Source organism: uncultured Chitinophaga sp. (assembly GCF_902168175.1).
In the GTDB taxonomy this organism is placed as follows: Bacteria; Bacteroidota; Bacteroidia; order Chitinophagales; family Chitinophagaceae; genus Chitinophaga.
Window position 1 is genome coordinate 279103 of the sequence record NZ_CABHOU010000054.1, and the last position, 21712, is coordinate 300814.

Below are 21712 nucleotides of genomic sequence, written 5' to 3' on the forward strand. Positions count from 1 at the left end.
TATGATTTTAGCAAAGCGAAAGATAAAAAAAATAATGGCCGGTTTCCCCGTGCGGCGCAAATTTCACGCCACCATAACCTTCTTTGGATAAACTAATTGTGATAATTTCGTGGTATGAGTAATGAAAAACTGCGACTGGATAAATATTTGTGGTCCATCCGTATTTTTAAGACCCGCACAATGGCGGCTGCGGCCTGCGACACTGGTAAAGTTAAAATGAACGGCACCTCAGTGAAGGCGGCTAAGAGCGTGTCTGTTGGTGATAAGTACGATGTGAAGACCGAGGCAAGAAAATGGACGATAGAGGTAACCGGGCTGCTGCACACCCGCCAGCCGTATTCGGAGGCTACTAAGTATTACCTGGATATAACGACGGAGGAAGATAAAATTCAGAACCAGCGTATGGCATCGAGTTTTAACACGGGGAAACGCCCTAGTAAGATCGGCCGTCCGACGAAGAAGGAACGCCGCGACCTGGACGGCTTTATGGGCACGGAGGCCGAAGAATAGCAGCCCACAGGTCCCGATCGTAGAAAAACGTGCGTTTTTCTACGCCTTTTCTATTAATTTCGCACATTCAATCATTAAATCGATGCCAAAAACGCAAAGCGATGTTTTGTCGGCCGCAACACTTGTGAAAGTGGCGGAAGAATTCGGTACCCCGGTGTACATATACCATGCTGAGAAAATTAAAACACAGTATGGAAAGCTGAAGCAGGCCTTTAGTAAGGCGGACACCCGCTTTTTCTACGCCTGTAAGGCACTGACAAACATAAACGTATTGCGTTATGTGAACTCTCTTGGCTGCGGACTGGATACCGTATCCATCCAGGAAGTGCAGCTGGGCCTGCGTGCTGGTTTCGATCCGAAGAATATCATTTTTACGCCTAACTGTGTGGACCTGCAGGAAATCATTGCAGCCAAGGAACTGGGCGTAAACATCAATATCGATAACATTTCCATTCTCGAGCAGTTTGGTAACACCTTCGGCGGCAGCTACCCGATCTGCATCCGTTTGAACCCGCACATCATGGCTGGCGGTAACTTTAAGATCTCTACTGGCCACGTTGACAGCAAGTTCGGTATCTCCATTCACCAGATCAGGCACATCGAGCGCATTGTGAAGTCGACCAAACTGAAGGTGACCGGATTACATATGCACACCGGTTCTGAGATCAAAGACGTAGATGTGTTCCTGCGGGGCGTGGAGATCATGTTTGAAATGACAGAGCATTTCCCCGACCTGGAGAGCATTGATCTGGGTAGCGGCTTTAAAGTAGCTTACCAGCCAGGCGATCCTGAAACGGACATCGATTTGCTGGGTGAAAAACTGACCGAAGCGTTTAACAACTTCTCAAAAAAATACAAACGTCCGCTGCAGCTTTGGTTTGAGCCAGGAAAATACCTGGTAAGCCAGGCAGGTTATTTTGTTGTAAAAGCAAACGTGATTAAACAAACAACGGCTACTGTATTTGTTGGCGTAAACTCCGGTTTTAACCATCTGATTCGTCCGATGTTCTACGATTCCTTCCACCTGATACGCAATATTTCTAATCCGAAAGGCACTGAGCGTATTTACACCGTGGTAGGTAATATTTGCGAAACGGATACATTTGGCTGGGACCGTAAGATTTCGGAAGTGCGTGAGGGTGATTACCTGGTGTTCTATAACGCCGGCGCCTATGGTTTTGAAATGTCGTCGAACTTCAACTCCCGCCTTAAACCAGCGGAAGTAATGATCAAAGATGGCAAACCACACCTGATCCGCAAACGCGATACGCTGGACGACCTGTTGAAAAACCAGGTTGAAATAGCACTTTAAACTGATCTTGATTAATGGATACCCCGGAAAGCTTACATCAGCAGTTAACCGATAACGGCTACGAGCTGGTGGCCAAGTTTACATTCCGGGAGATGCTGGAACCAGTAAGGGAGGGATTTAAAACGAAAAATAAGTTTACCACCGGGTTCCGGATATCCATCTTTATATTATTGATGATCACAACTGCTTTGGGCGCATGGTATATGGTCTCAAAGCAGTTGTCGTTTACGGCCTGGCTGGGCTACACGGCCCTGGGCGTACCTTTAACGCTATTGCTGATCCCATTTCATGAATGGATACATGGTATTGCTTTTAAGGCATATGGAGCAAAAGATGTTCGCTACGGTGTGATTTGGCGTTACCTTATGTTTTATGCCGTATCGCATATGCAGTTGCTGGGAGCGCGGCAATATTACCGTATAGGGTTGGCGCCTTTTGTGGTGATCACGTTTGTTGCTTTTGCTGTTTTACCTTTTTGTGATCCCGTTCGGCAGGCAATTGTCATGGGAATATTATGTTTTCATTCCCTCTGCTGCATAGGCGACTTTGGATTGTGCGCCTATTTTGCCAAATATATTGATCGTCATCCACTTACGTTCGATGACGCCGTTACGGGCACCTCTTATATCTACCTGAAACGAAGCGTTGAATACTAATTTTATGTACCTTTGCGCAACACACTTCACTGTTAAACAGATCTGATTTAGTTTTCCTACCGGCTGCTACTTGTTATGCTTAGAGGGGTATTTGAGAAAATACCTGGTTTTTTTATTTCTTTTTATATGAAAACGTTAACTGCACATCCCGGGCTTTTTAAAGACGATCTGTTAGTAGATACGCAGGTTTCCTTTACTCCTTTCCTTCGTTTTTTGAAGGATAAGGTAGCTAGTTCCACTGCTGCCACAGCTTCTTTTTATCAACTCATTATTGACAAGTTCGAGAGCAACCCCAGGGTGCTTGGACCACTGAACGTAAAAGAGAATATTGAATTATACAGGCCTTATTTCGACCTGGTGATATCAACCGTTTTTCCCATTACCAGTAATGAAAAGCAGGATATTTATGCGATAGGCATGCCCTACCGCTTTATGCTGTTCCACTACAGCGAGATGTTCCATAATACCTTTGCCCTCCAGGACGATGAGTTGAAGGCCGTGCCCGCAGGCATGTCGCTGGAGAAGGTAAAACGGGACAAACTGATATGGCTGTATAAATTAATACTCGAAAGATTATACGATTTTCCTGTAAAACAGGAGAACGATATGGTGCATGCCATTGTAAACCCGGAAACGGGTGTAAAACGTTATGTGCGTGTAAATATCGATGCGCGTTTTGTAGATATTAAGGTGAAGGGCGAGTTGCCCGTATTCGATTGCGGCGAGTCATGCAAAATGGCATTGAAACAGCGTAGCATTGAACGCCTAAAGGATTTGTTACCGCTTGAACTATTCCAGCTGGAAGGGTTTGTGGTATGGTCGGTACAGGACGTTACGGAGCAGGAGGTAATGGCAGGTATCAAGAATATGGTACTGGACCTGCGTGTGGGTAATGAGGAAGACAACTACATGCAGCTGCAGGATTACCTGCAGTCGATGTTAGGACTGAAAGACGTGCGTGTGAACCTGATCCCGTTCCTGAAAGTGAACAACAAATGGGTGATAGAAGAATGTTCCGCTCAATCGAGCATCCTGATGGGGAATGCGCGCAATGAAGGTGAGCGGCAGAGCCTTTACCTACAGTTGCTGGAACATCTTACACAAAATAAAGAGCCGCTTGTATTATCGAGAGTTACACGCGATGTAGCGCAGGTATACGGGTTCATGAAATATCTTCCGTTGAATGGGATAAATAGCTATGTGTTATTACCCATTCATCATGAAAATGATATGTTGGGCGTGCTGGAAATATCTTCGGCAGTAGCAGAGGAATTGGATTATGATGTTATGTTGCAGCTGATGCCGGTGTATCCGAGTGTTGCATTGTTACTGCGCCGGGCCAGGCAACTAGCCACCGAGCGTATTAATGAAGTCATAAAAGAGAAGTTCACGGCCCTGCAACCCGCGGTGGAATGGAAATTCACCGAAGCCGCATGGGATTACCTGGCGGCAGATGCGCAGGAGATCGGGAATATCCGTTTCGAAGGCGTGCAGCCCTTATACGGAGCCATCGACATTCGTAACTCCAGTATCGAGCGTGGTGCGGCAATACGGGAAGACCTTCGCGAGCAGCTGCAACTCATCTCCCAAACATTTACCGATATTAACGGACAGCTGAAGTTGCCCTTGCTCGAAGAGTTGCAATACAAAAACAATGTATTGCTCAACAGCATTGGTGATACCTTGTTTGCTGAAGATGAAGTGCGTATTAACGACTTTCTCGACCAGGAGATAGGACCTACTCTCCAACATCTTTATGAGGGTTACGCCCAATTGAAACCTACGCTGGAAAACTATTTCAGTAAGGTAGACAGGGAAACTGGCCATGTGTTTCATCACCGTCGCGAGTATGAGGAAAGCCTGGGTCAGATTAATACTGTTGTTAATGCTTACCTGGAAAACGAGCGCGAGGCAGTGCAGGAATCGTTCCCTTGTTACTTTGAGAAATACCGTACGGATGGTGTTGAGTACAATATATACATCGGCCAGTCCATTGCACCGGAAAAGAAATTTGATCTTATTTACCTGCGAAACCTTCGACTGTGGCAGGTTACGTCCATGGCAGCCATTGCAAAGGAAACACATAAGCTATCGCCTTCGTTAAAAGTACCGTTGCAAACAACGCAACTGATACTGGTACACAGCAACCCGATAGAGATCAGTTTCCGTAAAGACGAACGCCGCTTTGATGTGGAGGGTGCATATAATATTCGTTACGAGATCATGAAGAAACGTATCGATAAGGTGCGCATCCGCGAAACGAAGCAGCGCCTGACGCAGCCCGGTACTATCGCCCTTGTATATTCTTACGCAAGGGAAGCGGAAGAATACCGCAAGTACATCGAGTTCCTGCAGAATAAAAACATCCTGAAGCCTGGTATAGAAATGCTGGAACTGGAGGAGCTGCAGGGCATCAGTGGCCTGAAAGCGATGCGTGTAGAGATCAATTTTGAATCGTAGATTCCACTATCAATATAAAAAGCCCCCGGCATTATATACGCCGGGGGCTTTGCTTTTATACCTGTTGTTAAAACTTAAATCCGAGAGAAAAGTAAGGAAGGAAACCTTCTTTAGAATGGGCTACTTCGGCGGTGATAATAAACAGATCGATGGGCGAGAGGTAAAACCCTCCGCCATAGCCATCGTGCCAGGAGCTGGAATTATCATCCTTCACCCAAACCCTTCCGATATCATTAAACCCAATGATGCCTACAGTTGCCGGTACTACGATGGAAGTGAACTGGAACAGTTTTGCACGGAATTCGGTATTGTTGTACACCATAGTGCGGCCGGCGAAACGATTGTTGCGGAAGCCGCGAAGACTACTGTTGCTTCCAAGCGAAAGGGCCTGGAAGTATTCATAGTTACCCCAGATATGCCCGCCGCCGAAACGTGATACCAGCACGAAGTTGGCCGGAATGCGGAACGACATGTATACACTCAGATCACTGCGTACCTGCGAGTAGTTTTTGCTGTAATCACCAATGCCCACATTGCCTGCCAGTGAAGTTGTCCATATAATACCGCGGGATGGATTTACGGTGTTGTTACGTGTGTCTATCTGCAATTGCAGTTTACCTCCCGTATGATATTTATGTTGGTTAATGCTTACCGAATCGAGATTGTTTTCGTCGAAATTGTTGATGAAACGATTGTCGTTATCATTTTTATCGAACGAATAAAGAGCGAAAGTGGGGCCGTAAGCCAGGCTCACTTTATTGCCGAGATTTGTTTTGAGCAGTGCTTCCGCATTGTAATAGTTAAAGCGGGTACGGTAATACTGAATTGGCTTTTCTGTAACTTCTTTATCAAACTCCGTATCGTTGCCAAGACCGAAGAAGTTGATGGTGTTGTGCGGCGCACGAATGCGGCCATCCAGTAATAGATCGCTGCGACCAATAACATCGGTAAACTCGCCGCTATAGTGAAAGCTGTAAGCCTGAGTGGCCACCGCATGGCTAAACAATAAGGTCTGTTTAGATTTGAAAGGCAGCTTCCGGAAGCCGTGATTCAAATATTGTAATCCTGCCCCGATCGAGAAGCCATCGTCGAGGTTGTAACCTGCAAATACCAGCGGTGTTAACTTGTCGTACAGGAAAGCTTTACGATCGTAACTAATATTATCAGGATTGGAAGATAGATTTAATTTGGCGTTGTTATATCTGATGTGGAACGAATCGGCGCCGTTGTTCATATCGTAGATGTAAACACGTTTGCCCACATGCCCGTTGGTACTATCGGCATAAGTGTCATTATTTTTACCACCAACCAGTCTTATCCTGATGGGCGAACGGTTTTCGCCAGCCAGTTCGAACCGGTCGGCGCCACCGAGACTGTACAATCTTATTTCCTTCGTTACTTTCGGATCGAAGGTACGTTTATACAGTGTTTGTTCCACATTACCCCCTTTACTGATTTTCGATACCTTCACTTTTACCTCGCCCCCTTTCAGTCTTTCGATGTGAAACAGTTCATTTTTTTCTGACCCGGGAATGTCTACTTTTTTGGAGATAAAGCGGTAATGCTTCAGCGCCTGTTCTTCGAGGATGGATCTCCTGGCTTTTAACACTTCGTATGTTTTAGCAATGCCAGGCAGGTTGCGAATACTGTCGGGGAAGTAGCTGATGGCGTTTTTAAACACGTCGTCGCTCATAGTAGTTACGAAAGCCTGCGTTTGTTTATGCCAGTCATCCTCATTCAGTTCATTTAAAAAGGAGCGGTCGAAGTAACGTGCGTTAAAGTTGAAGCCCTGAATGTAGGGGATTTTCGCTCTGAAGCCTTGTACGAAAGGCAGCAGGAAGCGCCAGCTGAGTACGCGGGTAATAACGCCTTCATTCACATAAAAGGACTGGTCGCGGTCGCGGGGAACGGGATAAAAACTCTTGCGGCCTTTCTTTTCCTTTTCCATACCCCAGCGCCATTGGTCGTCGTGGCGGTCCCAATCGGCCATGAGCATATCAAGCAGGCGGGCCTGCAGTACGCGGTGCTGATCTACCTGGTTATCGTTGTCACCGTGTATTTCGTCCAGCATTTTCTCGGTATTATAAGTTTTTTTCTCACTACCAGGCGTACGTTCTTCAAACAGGTACACCTGGTCTCCGAAGTCGTGGCGATAAATACCGAGCGTTGTATCCTTAGGGAGGTACACTAGTTTAGGGTTGGCGTGCGGCACCCCCGCCGATTCTGCCAGTTGCGCCACAGCCAGCGGTGCATATGGATTTGCGGCCGATATCTGGTCCTGCACGAGCGCTACGGCAAATGTTTCGCGTAACGGGATGGGAACCGCTACTATCGGGTTTTTACGCAGAGAGCGTAATACCCATTCGTCCCCCGATTTATCTTCCAGGCGTAACGAGCTGGTTTGTTTGCCACCGCCGCGTTGCAGGATGGTAAGGCCGCCTTTTTCGCGTTGCAGGTCTATTACCGGGAAAGGCATTGCTTGCGCCCATTCTGCACGGTAGTTATTGCCCAGCATTTTGCGGTGGAAGCTGCCTGCCTTGTTGTATTGCGGATCGATAGGTGTTACTACCACGTCGCCTAACTTCTTTTCAGGGACCGGTATGATCTTTTGAATAGCCTGCGTTGTCAGTTTCATTACATTACTGCTGTACAACGGTGTGGCAGCACCTTCGCCATAAAAGCTGATGCGGATTGAGCTGTCGCGCATCATTTCCAGTGTTGTATAACCATTATCGCAGGTCGCGAATTCAGATAGTTTTCCTTTCTTTACCCTGTTATCTTTTGCTCCTGCACCGCTAACAACATAGGTGAAATGATCTTTAATCAGTTGCAAAGTATGGTCGTGCCCTGATACAAAGATCGTGGGTTGCTCCGGCGGAATAGCTGCTTCCACGCTCTTGATCATACGCTGATAAACCGGGTGGGGAATATCTTCGGGGGTGCCGAAAATGCCGCGGGTAATAGGGTATACGGAACCAATTACCGGTAGTGGTATATATAAACCGCGATTAAGGTCGGTAAACGGAAAGATGTGTTGTTTAAGCGTGTAGTAACCACCGTGAGGGCCGTAACTGCGGAAGGGGTGGTGGGTGGCAAATACCACTAGTTTCCCGGGATTACGAAGAATGAGATCAGTAATGGCGGATGTTACTTCGTCCTCTGTTTTGCAATCGCAGGCGGAAGTACGGCCGGGCCGCTCGTATTGGTGCAGCCACCATTCACTGTCCATTATTATCAGTAGTATGCTGTTACCCACCGGAACACCTACGGGACCGGGACACCCATCTTTAGGAAAAAATTGTACGTTGGGCAATAGTTGCGAATCGACGTAACGTTGCTGGTTTCGTACCTTTTCCCAGCCACCGGGGCCTTGTTTGTTCCAATCATGGTTGCCGGGAACAAAATAACCGTTAGCGTTGGTCCCTTTCACCAGATTAATCTGGTAGTCGATTACAGCTTTGGCACCTGGATAATTTTTATCCAGTTCATTAGGAAGACCTTTTGGGTATATGTTATCGCCGAGAAACAGGATGGTATTATTTCCTTTATTAAGGTCGATGCGCTGTTTCACGGCATCGATCACCGCATTTTTGCCATGCTGCAGCTCGCCTGCATCGCCAATGAGGATAATGCGTTGTAATACACTGTCGGTTTGCTCCTGCGCGGTGGCCGCAAGCTGGTTAAAAACACCAAGCGCCGCCAATAAAACGATCTTTCTGAATGCTTGCATATTACCTGCTAGGTTGATAAGTAAATTTAAGGATATTGGCGGAGCCTTCTCCTGCTTCATTTGATATGTACATGTCGCCATTAGGCGCGAAAGTGATGCCTTCCGGCTGCCTGAAGCGGGTTTGCGGTAGATTAAAAACTTCTATTACCTGGCCCTTCAAGTCGGTGATAACCAATAAATGATTAATGGCCGAAATGATGTAAAGCCTTTTCTGTAGCGGATGAATGGCGGCAGCGGAGGGAGAAAAGTTTTTGATCTTGCTTTCCATATTTTTTGCGATATCCTTCACTGCTATTCTGAAAAACGGCAGGCTATCGTACTTCAGAGTACTCATGTCGAACCGGTAAGCGCTGGTCAGTCCTGTTTTTTTATCTACTTCGCAGTGTTTACAAATAATCACCACCCCATTAGAAGCTGGGTCGTAGTAGGCACTTTCGAATTCGCGTTTACCTTTTACCGGTGCGTCGTATTCCAGTGAGCTAATACTATCTGTAAATACATCCTGTATCAGGAACAGCGAACCGTTGCTTTTGAGCACCAGCCAGTCTTTACCAGTATGTACAATGTCTTCGTAGTCGGTGTTTTTACCAAACTTCCAGTTCTCGTAAGGCTCATCCTGGTTAACGTCCATTTTAAAGATGCGCCCTTCTTCATCGTTGATCGCCATGAACTGTCCGTCTTTTTCATGATGGACAATTCCGGAAATTTCTTGCATAGATCCTCGGACATGTAACTTCTGAGGAAGGTTCAGATCGTACCCTTTCGGGGAAGCGTATTTCCCGCCCTGGCCTTCGGTTAAGCCGTTACAGGAGAGCAATGTGAGAAGCAGGGCGCCGAATGGATACAGTTTCATACTCTTAATTTGATTGGTAAAATTAACGCAAAAAATACTGTAAATTGCTTTCATTCAAAGTGCTGCTTTTTAACTCTTATCAATATGGAAACAGGCTCTCTCATTGAAGCTGCAGAAGCATATGTAACACAACAGTTCGAGCAAAATACCAATCCCACGCTGGTGTATCACAATCTTGGCCACACGCGCCAGGTAGTTAAGGCCACCTCGCAAATCAGTGCATTTTACCGTTTGAGAGATGATGATCTGACTATCGTAATGGTAGCTGCCTGGTTCCACGATATGGGCTACGTACTGGGCGTTCGTAAGGGCCACGAGGAAAAAGGAGCTGAGGCGGCACGTGCTTTCCTGCAGCAACAACAGGCTTCTGACCATATTATCGATGGGGTGAGTACCTGTATATTAGCTACAAGACTGCCCCAGGCCCCCGATAGCCTGCTGGAACAAATCGTGTGCGATGCTGACCTTTTTCACCTTGGGTCCAAAGATTACAAAGAAACCGATAAAAGGTTGCGTAGCGAGGTGGAGCTTGTTTCCGGTGAAAAGATTCCTTCTGAAAAGTGGACTTTAGGTTCGGTAACTTTCCTCGAATCGCATCATTATCATACTTCCTATTGCCAAACGCTGTTAAAATCGCAGAAAGAAGAAAACCTGGAAAGGTTGAGAACTAAACTGGAGAAGAAACAACGCGAGGCACTGCTTGCCGCCAATAAAGCTACTAAAGAAACGCCGGTCAACGTAGCAGAGGAAGCTGTTGATACAACAGATACCATGGTTCATCCAATTAAATTAAAGGAGAAGAAAGATAAGGATAAGGAGGATAAGGCGCGAAAGCCCGACCGTGGCATTGAAACCATGTTTCGCACTACTTCTACCAATCATATACATCTTAGCCAGATGGCCGATACAAAGGCGAACATTATGATATCGGTAAACTCCATCATCATATCCATCATGGTGTCGGTGATGTTCCGCAGGCTGGAGGATTATCCAAATTACATATTGCCTTCAATGATATTCCTGGCTACCAGCGTAGCCACCATCATTTTCTCCGTGCTTGCCACCAGGCCTAACGTTAGCTCGGGTAAATTTACGGATAAGGATATACGGGATAAAAAAGCGAACCTGCTGTTCTTTGGTAATTTTCACCAAATGCAGTACGACGATTATGAACGCGGAATGGAAACGATCATGACCAATTCCGAATACCTGTATGGTAACATGATACAGGATATTTTCCATTTGGGCGTGGTATTGGGACGTAAGTATAAACTGCTCCGCATCTCTTATAATATTTTCATGTTTGGCCTGGTGGTATCTGTACTGGCCTTTGTAATAGCCGCACTTTTCTTTCCTGTAGCGCGATAACGACTTATGAACTTTCCAGACAACAAAAATAAAACTGCGCTGCTGTTTGATAGAGATCTCAGCTGGCTGTCGTTCAATTTCCGGGTGCTGCTGATGGCGGCTGAACCGGGTGTGCCGTTATATGAGCGCATCAACTTTCTTTCTATTTTTTCTTCTAACCTGGATGAGTTCTTTCGTGTGCGTATGCCTGCTATCCTGGCCATGAGTCAGTTGTTGCCGGGCAAAACCCTGAAGGATGGTGATGTGCCGGATAGCGGCATACTGGAGAAAGTAAGACGGACAATTAAACACCAGCAGGAAACATACGGACAGATACTGACCAAGGGCATACTGCCGGCTTTGAAGGAAAAGGGAGTGCATCTTTATTATGGAGCGTCACTGCTGCCGGAACACATGGATACGGCGACCGATTTTTTCCTGACGAAAGTATTGTCGTACCTGCAGGTTTTATGGATTAATACTGATAAACCCGGAAAGGTTTTCCTGGAGAATAATAAACTGTACTTCGCGGTAAGCGTGACGCCGGAAGGAAGTACGGAACAACGTTACGTAATTGTTAATATTCCTGCCGACGAGGTGCCTCGCTTCCTCCCGCTGCCGGGCGATTCGCCTGTTTATATTGCCTGGCTCGACGATGTGATCCGCGAGCACCTGCCATACATTTTTCCTTATCACACGATCAATGGCTGTTACAGCGTAAAAATAACCCGCGATGCCGAAATGGACCTGGATGAACTGAGCAGCGATATGCTGGCCCAGGTGGAAAAGATGGTGATGCACCGCGAAATAGGATTGCCCACCCGCTTTTTGTATGACCAGGCTATGCCCGAAGATATGCTGCAACAGCTGGCGTTGTATTTCGAAGTGTTGCCGGAAGAGCGTGTTGCGGGCGGCCGTTACCACAACCTGAAAGATCTGAACTCATTACCCATGCCCATTAAAGGGCCTGGCTTAAAATATCCGTCCTTTCCGCCTGCCAATGTTCAGGTGCTGGACAATGCGCCCACCCTCGATACGGTGCTGAAGAAGGACGTGCTTTTGCACCTGCCTTACCAGCGTTATCACTACATCCTGCGTTTCTTTAATGAAGCCGCCATAGATCCGGATGTGAAAGAGATTTATGTAACACTTTACCGCGTTGCTTCCGGCTCACAAATCGTGAATGCCCTTATCAGTGCTGCGAGAAACGGTAAAAAGGTAACCGTTCTGGTAGAGCTGAAAGCGCGTTTCGATGAGGAAAATAACATCCGTTGGGCAAAACGCATGAAGGATGCGGGCGTTAAAATTGTATACAGCATACCCGGTTTAAAGGTGCATGCTAAAATTGCCCTGGTAAAACGTAAACGCGGATTACACTGGGATCATGTGGGGTTAATGGCTACGGGCAACTTTAACGAAAGCACCGCCCGTTTTTACACCGACCATGTGCTGCTTACTGCCCACCGTGAAATGACGCAGGAAATGGAATTGCTGTTTATGTACCTGCAAACCCGTCAACAGCCGCAGGCTTATGGGTTTATTCCTTTTAAACAGTTGCTTGTAGCCCAGTTTAATCTTTTAGAAAGATTTAAGGGGATGATAGACCGGGAGATTGGTTTTGCGAGAGCTGGCAAAAAGGCGGGCATCACCATCAAACTAAATAACCTGCAGGAAAAGGCAATGATAGAAAAACTGTACGAGGCGGGAGAAGCAGGAGTGAAGATAGAACTGATCATCAGGGGAATTTGTTGCCTGGTACCCGGTCATAGTCCGAACATTACGCTGCGCAGGATTGTAGACCGTTACCTGGAACATGCACGTATATTCCTGTTTCACAACGATGGTAACGAAGAAATATACCTCGGCTCCGCCGACTGGATGAACCGTAACCTGCACCGTCGTATTGAAGTGTGTTTCCCGATATATGGGGCTGAATTGAAAAAGCAGGTAAAAGATATACTGGCGCTACAGTTGGCAGATAATACAAATGCCGTAATATTGGACAACGAAATGAACAATATACCCGTGGTCCGCGGGGCTAATGAGCCCGAAGTAAACGCGCAGTCCCGGATTTACGATTACGTTAAAGACTTAAAATAATGATGAAGTTTATTGCAGCCATAGGCCTTATTGTAACATTCGCCCTGCCTTCCCATGCGCAGGATATGAAGAAAAGTAACCTCGACAGCATTTATAATCCGAAAGCCAATGCCGAGGCGGAACTGGCGGCGGTTATCAAAAAGGCCGCAGTGGAAAAGAAACATGTGTTGGTGCAGGTCGGTGGTAACTGGTGCATCTGGTGCAAACGACTGTATAAATTCGTAGACGATAACGCCGAACTGAGCGAATACCGCGATAATAACTACATCGTTTATCACCTGAATTATAGTCCCGAGAACAAAAACCTGCCTATACTCGCGAAATATGGTTACCCGCAACGTTTCGGCTTTCCTGTATTGCTGGTGTTAGATGGCAAGGGGAAACTGCTGCACATCCAGGACAGCGGGTTATTGGAATCCGCTGATTCGTACGATAAAAGAAAGGTGCTTACCTTTTTCAAACAATGGACAATGGGCGCTATTAATCCGGCAACCTATCAGCCTAAATCTTAATCATGGTAAAGGCAATAGATCATAACAGGGTAGATGCATTTATCCGGAAAATGAACAGCCGGTTACAGTTTACACTGTTTCTGCTGGTGAAGTTGCCAATAGCTTTGATAAGCGGAGTGCGTGTAACGCACCTCGATAAAAATTCCTGCACTGCGAAAGTGCCTTACAAATGGCTTTCGCAAAATCCATTTAAATCTACTTACTTCGCCTGCCTTAGCATGGCGGCGGAAATGAGTACAGGCGCGCTGGCTATCATGTATACGCAGGCGTCTGCAAAACGCATGTCTATGCTGGTAACGGGTATGGAAGCCAGCTTCTCAAAAAAAGCAAAAGGTATTACCTGGTTTACCTGCCAGGCCGGCGGTCAGATAGAAGCTGCTGTTGACCAGGCCGTACAGTCAGGTGAACCGGTTACGATAAAAGTTGTTACTACAGGTATGGATAAAGATGGCCAGCTAATTGCCACATTCAACATTACCTGGTCTTTTAAAGCTAATTAAACTGATTATGAAGATCGCATTCCACGGAGCTGCACGTACTGTTACCGGTTCGAAACATATCATTACGCTGAAGAATGGTAAGAAAATACTGCTCGATTGCGGTATGTTCCAGGGTATGGGCCCCGATACCGATGCCCTGAACCGCGACTTCGGTTTTGAGCCGGCAGATATCACTTACATGATTCTTTCCCACGCCCACATTGACCACTCCGGATTGATTCCGCGGTTAACGAAGCTGGGATACCAGGGTAAGATCTATTGCACGCACGCCACCAGAGACCTTACAGAAATTCTCCTCATGGACTCTGCGGAGATCCAGGAAGACGATGTGAAGTTTACGAATAAGAAACTGGCCAGGGAAGGCCGCCCATACCTTCAGCCACTTTACACAATAGAAGATGCAAAACGTGCGCTGGATCAGTTACGTCCTGTATTGTACAGGCAGTGGTTCAGCATAGACGATGATGTTGAAGTAATGTTCACCGATGCAGGCCACATTATTGGCAGCGCTGCTGTACACCTTCGCATTACCGAAAATGGTAAAACACAGCAAATAACCTTCAGTGGCGATATTGGCCGTTACCGCGACGAAATATTGAAGTCACCGGAAGAGTTTCCGCAGGCGGATGTAATTATCATGGAATCGACTTATGGCGATTCGTTGCATACAGACGTGCAACCGGCGGACGAGCAGTTGCTGCGCCACATTCATGATACCTGTATCAAAAAGAAAGGGAAATTAATTATACCTGCTTTTAGTGTGGGCCGTACGCAGGAGTTGCTGTACGCATTAAACAAAGCCCAGTTAAATGGCATTCTTCCGAATGTAGATATTTTTGTGGACAGCCCGCTGTCCATGGAAGCGACTGATGTTACCCGTAAACATCCGGAATGTTTTAACCGCACCATACAAAAGCTGCTGGAGAAGGATGAAGATCCATTCGATTTCCCGGGACTGCGTTACATAAAATCAGTATCGGAATCGAAACTGCTTAATATGCGAAAAGACCCCTGTGTCATCATTTCTGCGTCGGGCATGGCCGAGGCGGGCAGAGTGAAACACCACATTGCCAATGGCATCGATGAATGGAAAAACACCATACTGCTGGTAGGTTACTGCGAGCCACAGTCGTTAGGTGGAAGGCTGATGAGAGGGGCGAAAGAAGTTTCTATTTACGGTACACGTTACGAAGTAAAGGCAGAGGTTGGGATTATTCGTTCCTTAAGTGCGCATGGCGATTATGAAGATCTGAGCCAGTGGCTTGCCTGCCAAAAGCCTGCGGCTGTGAAAAAACTTTTCCTGGTACATGGCGAATACGATGTACAGCAGCACTTCCGCGATTGGCTCATCAAGAAAGGCTACCACGATGTTTCTATACCAGACCGTCATTTTGAGATAGGCGTTTAATATCAGTCTTCTATCAATGGAAGCCACAGGTTCACTCTGGTGCCTGTGGCTTTTTCATGTTCGTCCTTCAGGTCTTCGATATCGAAAGACGCATCCATGTCGAAGCGGCTGTTGTATAATGACAGGCGGTCGCGGGTAATTTGCAAACCTTTCGACGCGTGTTTTTGCCCATTACCCTGCTTCATTGCAATAGCGGCCTCCCTGCCCACACCATTATCCTCAATGGTACAAAGAATACGATCGTTCACGATATGGAAACTAAGTATAAGCAAACCTTTGCCGGATTTATGCAGCAGTCCGTGCCAGATGGCATTTTCAAGGAAAGGCTGTATGATCATGGAAGGTATTTCCATGTAATCTACGTCCAGCTCGGGATCAATAACTACCTGGTAGGTAAACTGATCGGCGAGGCGCAGTTTTTCCAGTTCGAGGTAGTTTTCCAGCATATCCAGTTCCTTGGCAATAGAAATATTATTTAATTGAGAATGGTCCAGTACGTTGCGTATGAGGCGTGCGAAGCGGCCGAGGTACGAGAGTGCCTGCTCCGTTTCGTTCTTCATCATAAACGTTTGGATAGAGTTTAACGAATTGAAGATGAAATGTGGGTTCATTTGCGCACGAAGCGCTTTCATTTCCAGCTGGGCAATTTGTTGCTGGAAGGCCGCACGCTTTTTTTCATCACGTTTTACCAGGTAAAGCCTTGCCTGGAAGTAGCCGTAAATAAGGCTAAGGCCGAAAAGAATTAGCAGTGAGCGGAACCACCAGGTTTGCCAGAAGGCAGGCTGCACTACGATATTCAGCGTAGTCATATTTTCGGAGAAGACACCCGCGGTGTTAATACTGCGTACGCGAAAGGTATAGTCGCCTGGTGCCAGGTTGGTATATCTTGCACTCAATAATCCCTGTGCGTTCACCCACCTTTCGTCTACGCCATCTAACTTATAATAATACCGTAGCCGCTCATGGTGGTATTGCAGGCTTTTAAATTCAATACTGATAAAATTTTGACGATAACTGAGCGTAATTGGCTGGTCGTTACTGATAAGCGAATCGATGATCATTGCATTGTCCAGCACGCGGAAACCCGTAATGGTAACGTCCGGGGGTGGCGGCGAGGTAACCAGTCTTAAAGGATCGAATGCCAGCACGTGGTCGGAGGCTCCGGTCATTATGCGCCCATCGTTCAGTAGTGCGATACGTCGCCTTACTTTCCGGCTATTATCAATAATATCGTCGTTTTGAACAAAAGAAATCAGTGCGCGGCGGCGCGTATCGAACCGGTAAAAGCCGTACTGTGTAGTAAGCCAGATGCCGTTATAGCGACTTCCTTTAAGACTCAGCACCCATTCATCAAAAAAAGAATCGTTAACTTTTAGTGGTTCATAGGTATTGCTGCGGCTATTGTATATGAACAGGCCATGGTCGGTGCCTGCCAGCATCATGGTATCGCTAACGAGGTAAAGGCAACTGATGTTGCGGATGCTATCCAGCCCGTTTTGCCAGAATACAATGTGCCGGTCGATTTTGTTGGTGTTTTTATTGAACAGGAGGATGCCGCCTGTGCTGGTGGCCAGCCATAGCAACGAGTCGCCCTGCGGTTCAATGTCCATTACAGAGGTGCTGCGATGCAGCGTTTCAAGTACGGTGTTGTAAAGTGATACCTTGCCGTTAACCGGGTTCCATTCGGCCAGGCCACGTTTGTAAAGCCCTATCCATACTGAAGTGTCGTTATCCGGGTAAATTTTTAACACGGTCTGATCGCCGAATTCGTTGGGGTGGTGGTGGGCGAAGGTGCCTTTCTGCGGATCAAGAACCGACAACATCCCGTTTTCCTGACCAATTACGATATGGCCATTCTTTAGTTCATTGATGCTCCACACGAGGCTATGCTCTTCTACCAGGCCGTGCAAAGGATCTTTATCATGATAGCGTACGTTTTTCTTTAACTGGAATGTATTGTCCATCCATGCTATGCCTTGTCCCCAGTATCCAATAAACACATCTCCCGTGCTGCTCTGAAAAATATCGGTTACTTCCGAGCGCGGCAGGGTAGCTCCGTTAAGGGCAACGTTGCTACGATGGTCCAGGCGGGTAAACGACTGGCTGTGCAGGCTGAGGATGTTTACACCAAGATCGGTGCCCACCCAAAGGTGGCCATCACGATCGTTGAGAAAGCAGTTAACCTCGTAGTCGTAGTGCAATCCCAGTTCATCTTTATTATTACCGAAGATGTGTTCTGTGAATTTATTAGCGGTGCTATCATACCGGAAAATACCATTGTGTTCTGTACCTACCCAGATGTTGCGGTCAATATCAAGAGTAATGTCATAGGGCCTTACAGCTATATTTTGCTTCTCCGGATGCGGAAAAGTATATTCCTGCAATTGGTTAGTGATGGGCTGGTACCGGTATAACACGCTGTTTCTGCTGGAAATCCATAACTGACCGCGGTGATCGGGAAGTATTTTTTTTGCGCTGGATGGGATGTTGAGGACAGCAAGTTGATCCGGGTTATTGGTGGAGGAATAAACCGTCTTCCTGTTTTTACTGAACAGGAAAAGCTGCCGCAGGCCACTGATCCAGAGATTACCGTGCGCGTCTTCGGCAATGGCACTCCTCATTTGGCTGGCAATGCTGTCAGGCAGCGCCGGGTGTTGCCTGAAACGGTTGTTGGCTGCATCTAACCAAAACAAACCAGCCCGCGTAGTTGCCCAGATCTCGCCATCATGGTCTTCCATGAGGTTGTAGCAGGAAAGTCCTTCCAGTTCATCACCCTCCAATTGTACCGGAATGATCTGTTCCCGCGCAAAAGCGGGATCGTACATCCGGATATTGTCTGGCGTGCCTGCCCATATGCGCCCCCGACGGTCCTCCATCAGGCATATATCCTCGTAGTAAATAGATCCCGGTACGCGGTTGTAATCCGCTATGGTAATAAAATTACTGCCATCGTAACGCTGAAGGGCTGTGCTGGCTATCCATATAAAGCCTTTATGGTCCTGCAGAATGGCCGAAACGTGATTGCTGGCCAGCCCGTCCTGCATGGTAAGGTGTTTGAAGGTATAGGCATTAGGCGACTGCTGCGCCTTCGCCGGTATGTATAAGCATAAGGCCAGGCACCATTTCAGAATGCTGCTGACTCGTAAGCATTGTCTGTAAAAGGCCATTAGAGATTATTCACTATCGAAAATACTGTTTTTAAGCACGCGGTGCTAGTTACTGCCCCGCAATTGCGGCCTGGTATTTCTCTTCGTCAAACTCATTTTCGTTTTTCGCTATTACGATGGTGGCTACACCGTTACCAATGAGGTTGGTAATAGCCCTGGCTTCTGACATAAACCTATCGACCCCCACCAATATTGCCAAACCCTCTACCGGTATAACTTTCAGTACTGCTAAAGTAGATGCTAGCACGATAAAACCACTACCGGTAATGCCTGCTGCGCCCTTCGACGTAATCATCAATATAAATATCACAGAGGCCTGCTGCCCGATACTTAACGGCACATTATATACCTGGGCCATAAAAATTACGGCCATGGAAAGATAAATGCTGGTGCCATCGAGGTTAAAGGAGTATCCGGCGGGGATCACGAGCCCCACTACGGGCCTTGAACAGCCCAGTTTCTCCAGTTTTTCCATAATACCCGGCAGCGCCGACTCTGAAGAGGAGGTGCCCAGTACGATCAGCAGTTCGTTTCGAATAAATTTGAGGTATTGCCAGAGGCTGAATTTGTAGAACCTGCAAATAAGGCCGAGTACTACAAATATGAAAAGGAACATAGTAAGATAAACGCTGAACATCAACTGTACCAGGGATTTTAGCGAGTCCATACCGAATTCACCGATGGTGTAAGCCATACCGCCAAAAGCACCCAATGGCGCCAGTTTCATTACAAACTTGAGGATGTTAAAAAACACCTGGGATATTTTTTCGAATGTAACGATGATCGATTCACTTTTGGCGCCCATCTTTGAAAGGCCCCAGCCAAAAAGCACCGAAAACACGAGTACCTGCAGTACATCGCCTTTGGCGAAAGCTTCTACCACGTTGGATGGTACAATGTGACGGATAAACTCCGTCCAGTCGATGCCGCCTGCAGCTTGTTTTTCAAAACCCGCCACCTTTGAAGCATCCGCCCCTGCCGACGATACGCCTTTGCCAGGTTGCATGATATTGGCCACTATCAGCCCGATAACGATGGCCAGTGTAGTCACAATTTCAAAATAAAGCAGTGCTTTGCCACCAACGCGGCCTACTTTCTTCATGTCGCCCATCTTCGCAATACCCAAAACAATGGTAAAGAAGATAATGGGCGCGATTAACATCCGTATAAGGTTGATAAAAATATCGCTGATGAGTTTGGCAGTATCGGCAAATCCCGGGAAGAAATGACCTACAATAATACCAATAGTGATAGCAACAAGTACCTGAAAATAAAGATGTCCAAACAGTTTCTTCATGACGTAGAGGGAAATTTGGGCCTTAAGATAATGTTAAAAAATTACGTTATTTGGAGAACTTAATGCCGGGATAGCGATTATCTATTACTCTGGTTAACAGATAGGTGTATATTTGCAGAATCAACTCTCATTACGGGCGCTGATCTAAATCATTCTTTAGGAATAGCAGGGAATTTAATTTTGCGACATGAGTACAACCATTCAACAGAAAAAACACATTAACTGGGTCCATGAAATGGACTTTATAGGAATTCACCTGGTGCCCTTGCTGGCATTTTTTACAGGTACACGCTGGTTCGACTGGATTTTATGCGCCGTGTTATATGTGGTGCGTATGTTCTTCGTAACCGGTGGCTATCATCGTTATTTTTCGCATCGTTCTTATAAAACGTCGCGCTGGTTCCAGTTTATTCTGGCAGCAGGCGCTCAGAGCAGTTTGCAGAAGGGTGCGCTTTGGTGGGCCGCCAATCACCGCGTACACCATAAACACAGCGATACGGAAGATGATCCGCATTCTGCCAAAATTTATGGCTTCTGGTATGCGCATATTGGTTGGATTATGAGTAAAGATCATAAGGAAACCCGTTACGACCTGATCAAAGACTGGAAAGATCATAAAGAATTGCATTGGCTGAATAAATACCATTGGGTACCGGCGGTAGCGCTGGCTGTTGCTGTGTACTTTGTTGGTAACAAGGTAAATGGTACAGGTTGGTTCGATTGGGGTGCAGGCGTGTCTACCTTGCTGATCGGTTTCTTCCTGAGTACGGTGTTGCTGTACCATGGTACATTTACCATTAACTCACTGATGCACAAAATCGGTAAACCGCGTTATAAAACCGGCGATGAATCACGTAACAGCCTCGTGCTGGCACTGGTTACATTGGGCGAGGGCTGGCATAATAACCACCACTATTACCAGAGTGCTACAAGGCAGGGTTTTTACTGGTGGGAAATCGACATCACATATTATGTGATCAGAACATTAGGCGCACTGGGCATTGTGTGGGATATACGCGGTGTTCCGGCAAAAGTGAAAGAAAGCAATAAGGTTGGAACAAATGCAGCTCCAGTGCCTATTGCAGAACCAGAAGAGGTCGAAAGATAGATAATTCAGTATATTGATAGAAGAGGCTTTCCGTACGGAGGGCCTTTTTTTATTCCTCCTCGTATTCCCTGCCGAGTTTTTCCAGCTTGCCTGCGTTAATAACTTTGATGTTTTTACCAGCAACTTCTACGGCATTGTCATTGATGAGTTCATTCATCATCCTGAACGCCGTTTCGTACGTCGTACCCGTATAAGAGGCCAGATCTTGTTTGCTAAGGTTCAGGTTAATATAACCGTCCTCGTCCGCACCAAATTTTTGCAGCAACATCAGCAGCGCGGTTGCAATACGGCCTTTCACGGTCATATGAGCGAGGTTGCGCATCTTTTTCTCCGATTCCTGCAGTTCTCGGGCGTAAAACATCATGAGTTCGTACAATACCTCGTTATTTACCTTCAGCGACGACTTAAAAAAGTCCATATCTATGTAACAAACTGTGGTAGGTTCAAGTGCGGTGGCAGAAACGGGATAAATAAGTTCGGTGCCTATGCCGCGATGCCCAACAATGTCGCCTTTCCGGGCAAAACGGACGATCAGTTCCTTGTCCTTGCTCCAATGTTTATGCACCTTCATTTTACCGGAGTAGATGAAATAGATGCCGGTAACCGCATCATTCTCTGAAAAAAGAAGCTGGCCTTTATTAAGGGTATAGTTTTTCCGGTGTGCTTCCACCGCCGGTAACCATTCCTTTAAACACAACCTGCACATCAGGCAGGTTTTAAGATCGCAGCCGTGCTTGTCTTTCTTCATTTCC

General features: G+C 46.7%; 15 protein-coding genes. 10 read left to right on the forward strand and 5 right to left on the reverse strand.

The window, feature by feature from the left end; genetic code table 11:
• The first annotated feature begins 114 nt into the window (after positions 1-114).
• From QZT80_RS11810 to QZT80_RS11825, 4 genes are all read left to right on the forward strand, one after another.
• Positions 115-510 carry an RNA-binding S4 domain-containing protein gene (locus QZT80_RS11810; protein ID WP_295121974.1) on the forward strand — a complete coding sequence of 132 codons (396 nt, stop codon included), beginning with the start codon at positions 115-117 and terminating at the stop codon, positions 508-510.
• An 82-nt stretch (positions 511-592) separates the two neighbouring features.
• Positions 593-1822: a diaminopimelate decarboxylase gene (lysA, locus tag QZT80_RS11815; protein WP_295121976.1), complete on the forward strand. Its 1230-nt coding sequence runs from the start codon at positions 593-595 to the stop codon at positions 1820-1822.
• A gap of 14 nt (positions 1823-1836) precedes the next feature.
• Complete coding sequence (locus tag QZT80_RS11820) at positions 1837-2478, forward strand: DUF3267 domain-containing protein (RefSeq protein ID WP_295121977.1); 642 nt, start codon at positions 1837-1839, stop codon at positions 2476-2478.
• 126 nt (positions 2479-2604) lie between these two features.
• Positions 2605-4938: a hypothetical protein gene (locus QZT80_RS11825; protein ID WP_295121979.1), complete on the forward strand. Its 2334-nt coding sequence runs from the start codon at positions 2605-2607 to the stop codon at positions 4936-4938.
• Positions 4939-5005: 67 nt separating this feature from the next.
• Here QZT80_RS11825 and QZT80_RS11830 read toward each other — a convergent pair whose 3' ends face one another.
• Both QZT80_RS11830 and QZT80_RS11835 read right to left on the reverse strand, forming a co-directional pair.
• Complete coding sequence (locus QZT80_RS11830) at positions 5006-8668, reverse strand: BamA/TamA family outer membrane protein (RefSeq protein WP_295121981.1); 3663 nt, start codon at positions 8666-8668, stop codon at positions 5006-5008.
• Position 8669: 1 nt separating this feature from the next.
• Positions 8670-9521: an SdiA-regulated domain-containing protein gene (locus QZT80_RS11835; RefSeq protein ID WP_295121983.1), complete on the reverse strand. Its 852-nt coding sequence runs from the start codon at positions 9519-9521 to the stop codon at positions 8670-8672.
• Between the two features lie 84 nt (positions 9522-9605).
• Here QZT80_RS11835 and QZT80_RS11840 point away from each other — a divergent pair, with 84 nt between their 5' ends.
• Genes QZT80_RS11840 through QZT80_RS11860 form a run of 5 tightly spaced genes read left to right on the forward strand, consistent with a single transcriptional unit; the run spans position 9606 to position 15388 of the window.
• Entirely contained in the window at positions 9606-10889 is a 1284-nt protein-coding gene (locus QZT80_RS11840) for a Pycsar system effector family protein (protein WP_295121985.1), read from the forward strand.
• Between the two features lie 6 nt (positions 10890-10895).
• Positions 10896-12968, forward strand: coding sequence for a polyphosphate kinase 1 (gene ppk1, locus QZT80_RS11845; protein WP_295121987.1), 2073 nt, complete (start codon positions 10896-10898; stop codon positions 12966-12968).
• Positions 12968-13480 (forward strand): thioredoxin family protein, encoded by a 513-nt coding sequence (locus QZT80_RS11850; protein WP_295121989.1) that lies wholly within the window; start codon positions 12968-12970, stop codon positions 13478-13480. Before ppk1 ends, QZT80_RS11850 begins: the two co-directional genes overlap by 1 nt.
• 2 nt (positions 13481-13482) lie before the next feature.
• On the forward strand, positions 13483-13980 hold the full coding sequence (locus tag QZT80_RS11855; RefSeq protein ID WP_295121991.1) for a DUF4442 domain-containing protein: 498 nt from the start codon (positions 13483-13485) through the stop codon (positions 13978-13980).
• A gap of 7 nt (positions 13981-13987) precedes the next feature.
• Entirely contained in the window at positions 13988-15388 is a 1401-nt protein-coding gene (locus tag QZT80_RS11860; RefSeq protein ID WP_295121993.1) for an MBL fold metallo-hydrolase, read from the forward strand.
• 2 nt (positions 15389-15390) lie between these two features.
• On the opposite strand, the gene QZT80_RS11865 is transcribed toward QZT80_RS11860, so the two are convergent.
• Positions 15391-18555, reverse strand: a complete 3165-nt coding sequence (locus QZT80_RS11865; RefSeq protein WP_295121995.1) for a sensor histidine kinase — start codon at positions 18553-18555, stop codon at positions 15391-15393.
• A gap of 49 nt (positions 18556-18604) precedes the next feature.
• Entirely contained in the window at positions 18605-19852 is a 1248-nt protein-coding gene (locus QZT80_RS11870) for a dicarboxylate/amino acid:cation symporter (protein WP_295121997.1), read from the reverse strand.
• Positions 19853-20039: 187 nt separating this feature from the next.
• Between QZT80_RS11870 and QZT80_RS11875 the strand changes: the two genes are divergently transcribed.
• Positions 20040-20960: an acyl-CoA desaturase gene (locus QZT80_RS11875; protein WP_295121999.1), complete on the forward strand. Its 921-nt coding sequence runs from the start codon at positions 20040-20042 to the stop codon at positions 20958-20960.
• Positions 20961-21009: 49 nt separating this feature from the next.
• Here QZT80_RS11875 and QZT80_RS11880 read toward each other — a convergent pair whose 3' ends face one another.
• Positions 21010-21708: a Crp/Fnr family transcriptional regulator gene (locus QZT80_RS11880; protein WP_295122000.1), complete on the reverse strand. Its 699-nt coding sequence runs from the start codon at positions 21706-21708 to the stop codon at positions 21010-21012.
• Positions 21709-21712: the final 4 nt, after the last annotated feature.